The sequence below is a fragment of the Rhodocytophaga aerolata genome (assembly GCF_030503435.1).
GTDB classification, from domain to species: domain Bacteria; phylum Bacteroidota; class Bacteroidia; order Cytophagales; family 172606-1; genus Rhodocytophaga; species Rhodocytophaga aerolata.
In genome coordinates, this window is record NZ_JAUKPO010000140.1 from 1 (window position 1) to 1,755 (window position 1,755).

Below are 1,755 nucleotides of genomic sequence, written 5' to 3' on the forward strand. Positions count from 1 at the left end.
TAGCTTTCGAAGGTTTCAACTTCCGCACCTTTGATGTGGAAAGAACCACTGATGTCACAGTAGCCAATTGCAACATTACCTTCTCTGGAGGCGATGCTATCGGAGGATCTTACACTACAAACCTTACTGTAGAAAACTCTGTTATTGAAGGTGCTTTAAATAATGGAATAGGCCTAATATGGCAATGTCCGGGAGCCATCATCCGCAACAATCAAGTGAAGAATGTTGGCTATATAGCTGGCATGGGAGGAAGTAATAATTTTACCTATCAGGCTATTATGGCAATCGGACATAATGCGTTGATTGAAAATAACAGCATTATTAATAATGGCTATGTACCATTGTCTTTCCGTGGCAACAACAGCATTGTCCGGAAAAATTATGTAGAGAACTTCTGTTATATCAAAGATGATGGCGGAGCCATTCATACCTGGAATAATATGGCTGATGCAGCAGAATTAAGCAATCAGAAGGTAACCGATAACATTATTCTTAAGGGTACAGGCGCGCCGGAAGGAACAGCGAATCCTGACTTATATTTAGTTAAGGGTATTTATATGGACGATAACACAGCCAATGTGGAGATTGCCCGCAATACGGTCAGTAAATGTACAAATGGCATATATGTGCATAACTCACACAACCTGAACATCCATAGTAATACCTTTTTTGACAACCGCGACTATCAAGTAAAGTATGAACACGATAAAGTAGCGCCTGATAAACCTATCCGCAATGTGGTTTTTAAAAATAATGTATTGGTAGCTAATACACCCGATCAGGGGCTAATGAACTTGATTACGAAAGATAATGACATCTCCCAGTTTGGCACATTCGAAAGTAATTACTACACGAGGGCTATTAAAGGAAGTGTGGATGCCGTAACTACTATTAGCGGACGTTATACAAGCTCACAAGTTATTACTACTTATAATCTCCCAAAATGGAAAACCGTATTTGGATTTGAATCAGGTTCTGTAGAGAATACGCCTGTGCCTCATTATAAGGTCAATCAATTAATTGGCAGCAATAAGTATCCAAATAAAAGTTTCGACTCAAACATAAATGGGATAATGAAATTGTCGGCTTCAGGTAATTTAAGAGCTGATTGGGATAATACGAATAAATTAAGCGGTGGTAGTTTACGAATGTCATTTGCACAAGTAGCAGACCAGAAAGCTATTGGGCAGGCAGCAGCTGTTGTGGGAAACATTGATGAAAGTAAGAAGTATCTATTAAAATTCAGTTTTATAAGCGCCAATACAGATCGCACGGTAAAAGTTATTTTAATGAACAATACTTCACCTTATCAAACAATTGAACGAAAATCATTCAAATCGTCTGGTAAGCGCATTGAACACGAGTTCCTGATTGAACCGAGTAGTTCCTTAGCGCAAGCTTCTTTAAGATTTGAGATAGCAGAAACTGATGGTACCGTTTGGATAGATAATATAGAATTGTATGAAGCAGACGTAGCTATAGATCCTGAGCATGTACGTCTGGAATATAATACAGGTAATACGAGTAAAACAATTTCTTTTAATGGGATTACCTATATAAATGGTAGAGGGGAGAGTAAGTCAGGTAACTTAAACCTGGAATCTTTCGCTTCTGAAGTATTGATTAAACAATCAGGAGAACTGAATATAGTTTCACCCTTGGAGATAAAAATCGGTTCAAAGCCTATCCTATGTTATGGACAGAGCAGTGGCAGTGCTGTGGTAAGCGCAACCGGGGGGGTGCCTCCCTACCGTT

The 1,755-nt window shown here is 39.0% G+C and carries 1 protein-coding gene; it reads left to right on the plus strand.

Features of this window, described 5'->3' with window-relative positions:
• Positions 1-1,755 (plus strand): right-handed parallel beta-helix repeat-containing protein (locus Q0590_RS37190; RefSeq protein ID WP_302042759.1); only part of this gene is annotated, 1,755 nt, incomplete at both ends.